Origin of the sequence: Tabrizicola sp. (assembly GCF_036781545.1) — a bacterium.
Taxonomy (GTDB): Bacteria; Pseudomonadota; Alphaproteobacteria; order Rhodobacterales; family Rhodobacteraceae; genus Tabrizicola.
Genome location: NZ_DAIQAT010000136.1, coordinates 1 through 9,328 on the forward strand (window position 1 = coordinate 1; position 9,328 = coordinate 9,328).

Below are 9,328 nucleotides of genomic sequence, written 5' to 3' on the forward strand. Positions count from 1 at the left end.
TGCTGGCGGGCATCCGCGAGATCGCGATCATCACCACGCCCGAGGACCAGCCGCAGTTCCAGCGCCTGCTGGGCGACGGCGGCCAATGGGGCGTCAGCTTCACCTGGATCATCCAGGAAAAGCCCGAGGGGCTGGCGCAGGCCTATCTCCTGACCCGCGATTTCCTGAACGGCGCGCCTTCGGCCATGGTACTGGGCGACAACATCTTCTTCGGCCACGGCCTGCCGGACATCCTGACCCGCGCCCATGCGCAGGCCAGTGGCGGCACGGTCTTCGGCTACCATGTCTCGGACCCTGAACGCTATGGCGTCGCGGCCTTCGATGCCGATGGCCGCGTCACCCAGATCATCGAGAAGCCGAAGCACCCGCCTTCCAGCTTCGCCATCACCGGCCTTTATTTCCTCGACGGTCGCGCGCCCGAGATCGCCGCCCGGATCAAGCCCTCGCCTCGGGGAGAGCTGGAGATCGTCGACGTGCTGGAACACTACCGCGCCGAAGGGTCGTTGCAGGTAGAGCGCATGGGCCGGGGCTTCGCCTGGCTGGACACCGGCACGCCGGGCAGCCTGCTGGATGCGGGGAACTTCGTCCGCACCCTGCAGGACCGGCAGGGGATGCAGGTCGGTTCGCCGGACGAGATTGCTTTCCACAAGGGCTGGATCGACCGCGCCGGGCTGGAGCGGCAGGCGCAGGTCTTTGGCAAGTCCAGCTATGGTGCGCATCTTTCCGGCGTACTGAAGGAATGAACCTCCGGCCCCGGGGCCGTCACGCCGGATAGGCCCGGGCGCCGAAGATCGCGCTGCCGACGCGGATGTGGGTGGCGCCGTGGGCCACGGCGCTCTCGAAGTCGCTGCTCATGCCCATCGACAGGCCGGCAAGGCCGTGGTCGCCGGCCATCCGGGCCAGAAGGGTGAAGTGGCTGGCGGGGTCCTGATCCTCGGGCGGAATGCACATGAGGCCCAAGGGGGAAAGCTCCATAGCCCGGCAATCGCGCAGGAAGCCGGGCAGGTCGGCGGGGAGGACGCCGGCCTTCTGTGGCTCGACCCCGGTATTCACCTGCACGAAAAGCTGCGGCAGGCTGCCCCGCGCCTGCTGGAGCGAGGCGAGTTTCGTGGCCAGCGAGGGACGGTCGAGCGTATGGATCGCGTCGAAGAGATCGACCGCGAGCTTGGCCTTGTTGGTCTGCAAGGGGCCGATCATGTGCAGTTCCACCGGGCCGAAGCGGTCCCGCCATTCCGGCCATTTCCCGGCGGCTTCCTGCACGTAGTTCTCGCCGAAGACGCGGTGGCCTGCCTCCAGCACGGCCTGCACCCGTTCGGGCGGTTGGACCTTCGAGACGGCGATGAGCGTGACAGAGCCTTCCGCCCGCCCCGCTGCCGCCTCGGCCCTGCGCAGTCGCGCCAGAATATCCGTCAGTGCCATGTATCGCCCCCGTCTTCAGGCAAACCTAACCGGGCGGCGCAAAAAGAAAAGAGCGGGCACAAGGCCCGCTCTTTCCGTCCGTTCAGACCCTGATGGATCAGAACGAGAAGTTGATGCCGAGGTCGGCATAGGTTTCGTCGGCGAAGCCCTTCTGGATGGTGCCAGCGATGGTCGCGCCGCCGATGTCGTAGTTCGCGCCGATACCGATCGCGTAGTCGTTCGCCGGGGTAACGTCGCCGTCGATGCCCGAGAGGAACGCGCCGATGCCGATGCCGCTTGCCAGCTTGTGGTTGCCGTACAGGGTCAGGGTCGCAGCGTCGATAGCCGCGTTCTGGCCGATGTACTGCAGACCGATGTTGGTCGCATCGTTCAGCGCGTATTCGCCGAGCAGGGCGTAGACATCAGTGTCAGCAGCGCCGAGGGCGTTCTGGACATAGCCGAAGCCCAGTTTGAACTGGCCGGCGGTGTAGTCGAGCGAGACGCCGATTTCTTCTTCGGTCGGAGCCAGGGCGTCAAGATCGGTCTGGTCGTAGTCAATGTACGACAAGCGAGCGACCAGATTGCCGGTGCTGTAGCTTGCGAACAGGCCGACGCGGTTGAACTGGCCGGGCGCATACGGGCTGGACGAGTACGAGTCGTAGCCGAAGGGCGAGTAGGAACCAGTCGTCGACGAGATGAAGCCGAGTTCCGCGTTGTACAGCGTGGCCAGCGAGTCGAAAGCGGTGTTGACGTTGCCGATTTCGAAGCGGAAACCAGCGGTTTCAGCGTAGAGCATCGCGGCGTTCAGTTCGGACAGCCCACCGACGGTGTCGTTGTCGCCGTTGTCGTACTGCAGACGGATCCGGCCACCGAATTTCACGCCGGCGTCGGTTTCGGTCGACGCGTCGATGTTAACGCGCATACGGTAGGACAGCTGGGTGTCGCTGACACCGCCGATTTCACCATAGACCAGACCGAAACGGCCCGAGCCGCTGAGCGTGACGTCGGCGGCGGCCATGCCAGCGAAGCCGATCAGCGCGGTCGAGGCCAAGAGAACCTTTTTCATGTTTTTCCCTCTTTCTTCAAGGTAAGCCCGCCGCAGGGGAATCCGCAGGGGAATGAGCCGTATTTCACCCCTCCCGCCCCGGATTGCAACGCTTCCAGACCGGCGGGGGGAAATCCGGAAGAAGTTGGTGCAGCAAAGCAACAGGTCGGGAATGCCACCGGCCCGGCCCCCTGTGCGGCCCTTACGCGCGCGCGATCCGTTGAGCGCCGGTCAGGACGGAAAGCCCTTGGCAGGCCACGGACGCCGCGTTAGACAGCAGGCAAAGGGTTCCAAGGGTAGGCCGGATGATCTTGCACCACCTCGCACGGATGACGCTGGCCACGGGGCTGATCCTGACGCTGTCCTCATGCGGGGGCGGCGGGGGCCTGTTCGGCAAGGGCACGCTGACCGCCGAGCAGAAGGCCGAGCGCGACGCGGCCGCCACGGCCCATCGCGACGGGACAAGCAGGGCGGGGGCCAAGACCTCGATCTGGAGCCTGTTCAAGAAGTCGGACGACCCGAACACCACGGTCGAGGTCAACAAGTATATCTGGCAGGCCTCGCTGGAAGTGTTGAACTTCCTGCCCATCGAATCGGTCGATCCGTTCACCGGGGTGATCGTGACCGGCTATGGGCGGCCCCCCGGCGGCGGGCGGGCCTATCGCGCGACGGTCTATGTCCAGGACCCGGCGCTGGATGCGCGCAGCCTGAAGGTGGCGCTGCAGGGCCAGGGCGGCGCCTCGGTCGCGCCCGAGACGGTGCGGGCGGTCGAGGATGCGATCCTGACCCGCGCGCGGCAGCTGCGGGTGCGCGACAGCAAGCTTTAAGCGTTTCGACGGGCGTCAGGGCCGGGAAGGGGTGGACCTTTCCCGCCGCCCATGTGTAATTCCGCGCGGAATTCCGCATGAGGCCCCTTGATGTCGCGCTATGACCCTTCGGTGATCGAACCCAGATGGCAGGCTGCCTGGGACAAGGCGGGGGCGTTCACGGCGCGGCGCGACCCGGCGAAGCCCAAGTATTACGTGCTGGAGATGTTCCCCTATCCCTCGGGGCGCATCCACATGGGCCATGTCCGCAACTACACGATGGGCGACGTGGTGGCGCGGACCAAGGCGGCACAGGGGTACTCGGTGCTGCATCCGATGGGATGGGACGCCTTCGGGATGCCGGCCGAGAATGCGGCGATGGAGCGGGGCGGCCACCCCAAGGACTGGACCTACGGCAATATCGCCGACATGAAGGCGCAGATGAAGCCGCTGGGCCTGTCGATCGACTGGTCGCGGGAACTCGCGACCTGCGACCCGGAGTATTACGGCCAGCAGCAGGCCATGTTCATCGACATGATGGAGGCCGGGCTGGTCTACCGCAAGGCGGCGGTGGTCAACTGGGATCCGGTCGACATGACGGTTCTGGCGAACGAGCAGGTGATCGACGGCAAGGGCTGGCGGTCCGGCGCGGCGGTGGAACGGCGCGAGCTGACGCAGTGGTTCTTCAAGATCAGCGATTATTCGGAAGAGCTGCTGTCGGCGCTGGACGGGCTGACCAACTGGCCCGAGAAGGTGCGGCTGATGCAGGCCAACTGGATCGGCAAGTCGCGCGGGTTGCAGTTCGCATTCGAGACCGTTGGCGCTCCGGCGGGGTTCGACAGGCTGGAGGTCTACACCACCCGGCCCGACACGCTGATGGGCGCGTCCTTTGCGGCGATTTCCCCGGATCACCCGCTGGCCAGGGTGCTGGAAAGCGATCCCAAGGTTGCCGCCTTCGTCGCTGAATGCCGCAAGGGCGGGACTTCGGCCGAAGAGATCGAGACCGCCGAGAAGATCGGCTACGACACGGGCATCCGGGTGAAACATCCGCTTGATCCTGCTTGGGAATTGCCGGTCTGGATCGCGAATTTCATCCTGATGGACTACGGCACCGGCGCGATCTTCGGCTGTCCGGCGCATGACCAGCGGGACTTCGATTTCGCCACGAAATACGGCCTGCCGATCCCGCCGGTCTTCGTCGCCGAGGGCGCGGAGGAAGCGGCCCTGTCCGAGGCTTTCGTCCCGATGAAGTCAGAGAAGGTGCGCTATGTGCGCGGCTTCGCCGGGGCCGGGGTGCAGACCGGGGACGAGGGCGTCAACGCGGCCATCGCCCATGCCGAGGCGCAGGGCTATGGCCAGGGCGTCACCAAGTACCGCCTGCGCGACTGGGGGGTCAGCCGCCAGCGCTATTGGGGTTGCCCGATCCCGGTGATCCACTGCGAGACCTGTGGCGTGGTGCCCGAGGACAAGAAGAACCTGCCGATCGAGCTGCCCTATGACGTCAGCTTCGACGTGCCGGGGAACCCCCTTGACCGGCATCCGACCTGGCGCGACTGCAGCTGCCCGAAATGCGGCGGCAAGGGGCGACGCGAGACCGACACGATGGACACGTTCGTCGATTCGTCCTGGTACTACGCCCGCTTCACGGCCCCCCGCGCGACCACCCCGACAGTGGCGGAGGACGCCGGTTACTGGATGAACGTCGACCAGTATATCGGCGGGATCGAGCATGCGATCCTCCACCTCCTGTATTCCCGCTTCTTCGCGCGGGCGATGCACAAGACCGGCCACCTGCCCGCAAAGGCCATCGAGCCGTTCAATGCGCTGTTCACCCAGGGCATGGTGACGCATGAGATCTACCGCTCCACCGATGCGCAGGGCCGCCCGGTCTATCACCTGCCCGAGGACATCCTGCGCTTCAACATCGGCAACGAGCCGGTGGCCTTCCTGCGCGCGGATCATCAGACCGACCTCTCCGATCTGAGCGAGGACCAGCTCAGGGCGGTGCTGGAAGAGGCGGCCGGGACGGCGATCGAGATCATCCCCTCGGCGAAGATGTCGAAGTCGAAGAAGAACGTCGTCGACCCGATGAACATCATCGCGGCCTTCGGCGCGGACACGGCGCGCTGGTTCGTGATGTCGGACTCGCCGCCGGAACGGGATGTGGAATGGACCTCCTCGGGGGCCGAGGCGGCGCACAAGCACCTGAGCCGGGTCTGGGGCCTGTCGGTCCGGATCGGCGAAATGCCGGAGGATCACAAGGGCGAGGGCGACGAAGCGCTGGCGAAGGCCACCGCGCGGGCCGTGGACGAGGTGACGAAGGGCATCGAGGGCTTCGCCTTCAACAAGGCCATCGCCAGCCTTTATGCCTTCAGCAACACCATCGCCAAGGCCAATGCCTCGACCGCGGTGATGCGTGAGGCGATCCGCACGTTGGCCAAGCTGATGTCGCCGATGACCCCGCACCTGTCCGAGGAAATCTGGGCGGCGCAGGGCGGCGCGGGGCTCTGCGCCACCGCCCGGTGGCCCAAGGCCGACCCGGCGCTTCTGGTCGATGACACGGTGGTGCTGCCGATCCAGATCAACGGCAAGCGCCGGGCGGAAATCAGCGTGCCGAAGGACATGCCACCGGCAGAGGTTGAAAAGATCGCGCTGGCGAATGAGGATGTGATCAGGTTCCTTGCCGGGCAGCCGGTGAAGAAGATCATCGTCGTGCCGGGCCGCATCATCAATGTCGTCGTCTGACAGTAATCCCCCCACCCCGGCCCTCCCTCACTCAGGGGGGAAGGGGTCTGTTGTGCCCGTTGCTGCGCGCAGCGCGTCCCATGAAGCGCCTCCCTCCCCCCCGGTGGGGGAGGGCTGCGGAGGGGGGCCATCCGGCGCACAACTCTCCCGCCGGTCGATCCTCCTCGTCCCCCTCGCCCTTGCCGCCTGCGGCTTCACCCCCGCCTATGGCCCCGGTGGCAGCGCGGGCAAGCTGACGGAAACCGTCTGGGTGCAGGACCCGACCGACCGGAACGCCTTCGACCTGGTCGAGCGGCTGGAGGAACGGCTGGGTCGGCCCGAGGCCATCCGCTATGACCTCGCCTACACCATCACCACGGAAACCGTGGGCGTGGGCATCACCACCGACAACAAGATCACCCGCTACGACTTGAAGGGCGTGGTCGACTATGCGCTGACCGAACGGGCCACGGGTGCGCGCATCACGGGCGGGCGGGTCCAGAGCTTCACCGCCTATTCCGCCACCGGCTCGACGGTCGCCCAGCTGGCCGCCGAAGAGGATGCGGCACTGCGGCTGATGCGCATCCTAGCCGACCAGATCGTCGCGCGGCTGATCGCGGCCTCGGCCAGCCTGCCATGATCCTGAAGGGGGTCGAGGCGGCGCGGTATTGCGCCAAGCCCGATCCTGCGCGGGCGGGCCTCCTGATCTTCGGCGCCGATGCGATGCGGGTGGCCCTGAAGCGGCAGGAGGCGATTGCGGCGCTGGTCGGTCCCGAGGGCGAGGCCGAGATGCGGCTGACGCGGATGTCGGGGTCGGACCTGCGCAAGGACGGCAGCCTGCTGCTGGATGCGATCAAGGCGGTGGGGTTCTTCCCCGGCCCACGGGTGGCTTTCGTCGAGGACGCCACGGATGGGCTGGCCGATACCGTCGCCGTCGCGCTGAAGGAGTGGAAGCCGGGCGATGCGGTGATCATGGTCACGGGCGGCAACCTGACGGGCAAGTCGGCGCTGAAAGGGCTGTTCGAGAAGCATCCGAATGCGGTCTCCATCGGGCTTTACGACGCTCCGCCCAGCCGGGAGGAGATCGAGGAGGCGCTGAGGAAGGCGGGCCTGCGCGACATCGACCGCGAGGCGATGAATGATCTCAACACCCTGGCCCGCGCGCTGGACCCCGGCGATTTCCGGCAGACGCTGGAGAAGATCGCGCTGTACAAATACGGCGACCCGACGCCACTGACGCCCGCCGACGTGGCGGCGATGGCCCCTGCCACCATCGAGGCCGAGGTGGACGAGCTGATCGACGCGGTGGCCGAGGCGCGCAGCGCGCAGATCGGCCCCTTGTTCCGGCGGCTGGAAGGGCAGGGGGTGCTGCCGGTGACGATCTGCATCGGCGCGCTCAGGCATTTCCGCGTCCTGCACGCGGCAGCGACCGACCCGGAGGGGCCCGGCGTGGGCATCCAGCGCGCGCGGGTGAACTTCAAGCAGAAGGATGCGATGGGCCGTCAGGCCGGGCAATGGGGCACCCGCGCGCTGGAACAGGCGGTGGCGGTGCTTCTGGAGACCGACCTGACGCTGCGCTCGGCCAGCAAGGCCCCCGGCATGGCGCTGATGGAACGCGCGCTGATCCGCATAGCGATGACGCGGCGCTGAGGAGGATTTCATGACGGTCTACGCCGACTTGCAGGCCCGCTGTGAAGCGCTGGGCACGCGCCTCTTCACTGTGACGCGGCTGGACGAGGCGGGGGCGCTCTTCGCGCGGGTCTTCACCTCGCATCCGGTGGACTATCCGGTGTCGGGCACGAAGCCGATGGAAAAGGACGGCTGGTATGACACGACCATTGCCGGGCGGCGGACCTTCGTGGCGAACACGCCGCCCGAATTCGCGAAGTATTTCTTCGACCATGACCTGATCGTGTCGCTGGGGCTTGGGTCCTGCATCAACATTCCCGTCGTGGCGGAGGGGAAGGTACTGGGGACGGTGAACATCCTGGCCGAAGCGGGGCATTTCACGCCTGAACGGCTGGCGCATTACGAGGCGCTGGTGGCCGGGGCGACCCCGGCGCTGGCGTCAGAGTTGCGCTGATGGCGAAAGAGTTGACTCCGGTCGAGGCGTTCCTGGCCCCCCTGGCCCGGCTCGCGCGGAAGCATCGCGAGATCGAGGGGCTGGTGTTCTGGGGCGGGCCGGAAGGCTGGGACGCCTCGCCCTCCGAGGCGCTGGAGGCGGAGGAGATCGCCTTCTACGCCGAGGGGCTGCTGATCGACGGCTTCCACATGGACTGGGCGCTGGTGGGCGAGGGCGAGGCGCCCCAGGTGGTGCCCGACCATCTGCGCCTGTGCTTCTGGCAGGACGGCGATCCGCCGCCGCCCGTCTCGGCGCCCTGGGTCAGGCTGGACGGCGGGCGCTGGACGCCCTAGGCGCGGGACAGCAGGAGCCCGGCCATCACCAGCCCGGCGGCGGCGATGCGGGTCGGCGTCACCTCGCGCGCGGCGACCCCCAGGACCCCGGTCGCATCGATCACCATCGCGGCTGTCATCTGGCCCAGAATCAGCGCGGCGACCAGGGTCACGACCCCCAGCTGCGAGACGCCCCAGACGGACGTCAGCACATACCAGGCACCGAGGCAGCCGCCGATCAGCGTCCAGGCGGGGACTTGCGGCAGTTTCAGGAAGGCGCCGCCCTGGCCCTGGACCAGCGCGATGACCAGAAGGACGACGAAACCCACCCCGAAGGACACGGCGGCGGCAGGGACGGGGCCGCCGAGCTCCCGCGCCAGCGCCGCATTGATCGGGGCCTGCAGCGCCACCGCCGTTCCGCCCAGCACCACCGCTGCCACGATCCACCACATCGACGCCTCCCTGCCCGGTTTTTCCGCATCTGACCATGGCGGGAGTCGGGCATCAAGCCTTGCTTCGCCCCATCGGTCCGCCCAGAGTGTTTCGCATTCCGTTCGGAGCGTCCGATGGCTTTCACCCTGCGCCAGTTGCAGTTCTTCACGGCCGCCGCCGAGGCCGGGTCGGTCTCCGGCGCAGCGCGGGCGCTGTCGATCAGCCAGTCCTCGGTGACGGAAGCGATCCGGGCGCTGGAGGACGATCTGGGCGTCGTGCTTTTCGACCGGCAGGCCCGGGGCATCCTGCTCACCCACAAGGGCAGCGCCTTCCTGCGCCATGCCCGGCAGATCCTGGCCGATGTCTCCACCGCCCGGTCGGCCTTCGTCGAGGAGGCCGAGGCGGCGACCGGCCGCCTGTCGCTGGGCGTCACGAGCCTGGTCGCCGGCTATGTGCTGTCGGATATCCTGGCCCGCTACCGCCGCGCCTATCCCCGGATCGAGCTGAACGTGATCGAGGACAACGGCGA

At 67.3% G+C, this 9,328-nt stretch carries 11 protein-coding genes; 8 read left to right on the forward strand and 3 right to left on the reverse strand.

Annotation, left to right across the window (positions count from 1 at the left end):
• On the forward strand, positions 1-743 hold a 743-nt coding region (locus V7Q39_RS16280), incomplete at its 5' end, for a sugar nucleotidyltransferase (protein ID WP_333817666.1).
• A gap of 19 nt (positions 744-762) precedes the next feature.
• Here the strand turns inward: V7Q39_RS16280 and V7Q39_RS16285 are convergent.
• Entirely contained in the window at positions 763-1,419 is a 657-nt protein-coding gene (locus tag V7Q39_RS16285) for a YggS family pyridoxal phosphate-dependent enzyme (protein WP_333817667.1), read from the reverse strand.
• A gap of 97 nt (positions 1,420-1,516) precedes the next feature.
• Positions 1,517-2,464 (reverse strand): porin, encoded by a 948-nt coding sequence (locus V7Q39_RS16290; RefSeq protein ID WP_333817668.1) that lies wholly within the window; start codon positions 2,462-2,464, stop codon positions 1,517-1,519.
• A 284-nt stretch (positions 2,465-2,748) separates the two neighbouring features.
• On the opposite strand from V7Q39_RS16290, the gene V7Q39_RS16295 reads away from it, so the two are divergent.
• The 6 genes from V7Q39_RS16295 (at position 2,749) to V7Q39_RS16320 (ending at position 8,388) form a co-directional block, all read left to right on the forward strand.
• On the forward strand, positions 2,749-3,270 hold the full coding sequence (locus V7Q39_RS16295) for a DUF3576 domain-containing protein (RefSeq protein ID WP_333817669.1): 522 nt from the start codon (positions 2,749-2,751) through the stop codon (positions 3,268-3,270).
• Positions 3,271-3,360: 90 nt separating this feature from the next.
• A complete protein-coding gene (gene leuS, locus V7Q39_RS16300; protein ID WP_333817670.1) occupies positions 3,361-5,994 on the forward strand; it encodes a leucine--tRNA ligase in 2,634 nt (877 codons plus the stop codon).
• Between the two features lie 103 nt (positions 5,995-6,097).
• Positions 6,098-6,613, forward strand: a complete 516-nt coding sequence (gene lptE / locus V7Q39_RS16305; protein WP_333817671.1) for an LPS assembly lipoprotein LptE — start codon at positions 6,098-6,100, stop codon at positions 6,611-6,613.
• Positions 6,610-7,623, forward strand: a complete 1,014-nt coding sequence (gene holA / locus V7Q39_RS16310; RefSeq protein WP_333817672.1) for a DNA polymerase III subunit delta — start codon at positions 6,610-6,612, stop codon at positions 7,621-7,623. Before lptE ends, holA begins: the two co-directional genes overlap by 4 nt.
• A 10-nt stretch (positions 7,624-7,633) precedes the next feature.
• Positions 7,634-8,056 carry a GAF domain-containing protein gene (locus V7Q39_RS16315; RefSeq protein WP_333817673.1) on the forward strand — a complete coding sequence of 141 codons (423 nt, stop codon included), beginning with the start codon at positions 7,634-7,636 and terminating at the stop codon, positions 8,054-8,056.
• Complete coding sequence (locus V7Q39_RS16320; protein ID WP_333817674.1) at positions 8,056-8,388, forward strand: hypothetical protein; 333 nt, start codon at positions 8,056-8,058, stop codon at positions 8,386-8,388. The genes V7Q39_RS16315 and V7Q39_RS16320 overlap by 1 nt, the downstream gene beginning before the upstream one ends.
• Here V7Q39_RS16320 and V7Q39_RS16325 read toward each other — a convergent pair.
• Positions 8,385-8,819, reverse strand: a complete 435-nt coding sequence (locus V7Q39_RS16325) for a DMT family transporter (protein ID WP_333817675.1) — start codon at positions 8,817-8,819, stop codon at positions 8,385-8,387. The two genes, V7Q39_RS16320 and V7Q39_RS16325, sit on opposite strands and share 4 nt — an antisense overlap.
• Positions 8,820-8,933: 114 nt before the next feature.
• On the opposite strand from V7Q39_RS16325, the gene V7Q39_RS16330 reads away from it, so the two are divergent.
• Positions 8,934-9,328 (forward strand): LysR family transcriptional regulator (locus V7Q39_RS16330; RefSeq protein ID WP_333817676.1); only part of this gene is annotated, 395 nt, incomplete at its 3' end.